The sequence below is a fragment of the Bacillus cereus group sp. N21 genome, assembly GCF_016483395.1.
In the GTDB taxonomy this organism is placed as follows: Bacteria; Bacillota; Bacilli; order Bacillales; family Bacillaceae_G; genus Bacillus_A; species Bacillus_A pseudomycoides.
This window is the reverse complement of the sequence record NZ_JAEHBX010000305.1, coordinates 1-318: the sequence shown is the minus strand read 5'-3', so window position 1 is coordinate 318 and position 318 is coordinate 1. Positions and strand designations below refer to the sequence as shown.

Below are 318 nucleotides of genomic sequence, written 5' to 3'. Positions count from 1 at the left end.
ATACAGATTACTCCTACATTGCGGTTTCAATGGGGGTATAGTGGGCATGTATTAGGAGCGGTTTGGTTTTTAGTGGATATGTGTAATACATACGTATTTTATTCTGGTGATTATTCCGCAGAATCTAATATACTACGAGCTAATTTACCTGAGAAGTTGCGAAGCAATATAAAAATTGCAATTGTAGATGCCGCTTACCACACTGATGATGTTTCGCAAAATGAAAGATTAGACGATCTATGTGCAGAAATTGAACGAGTTATGAAAAATAAAGGAGTAGCATTACTACCGCTGCCGCAACTTGGTAGGGCGCAAGAT

Annotated in this window: 1 pseudogene; it reads left to right on the top strand. The window is 38.4% G+C overall.

What is annotated here, in order from left to right:
* Positions 1-318, top strand: a pseudogene (locus JDS96_RS30970) (MBL fold metallo-hydrolase); the annotation flags it as partial.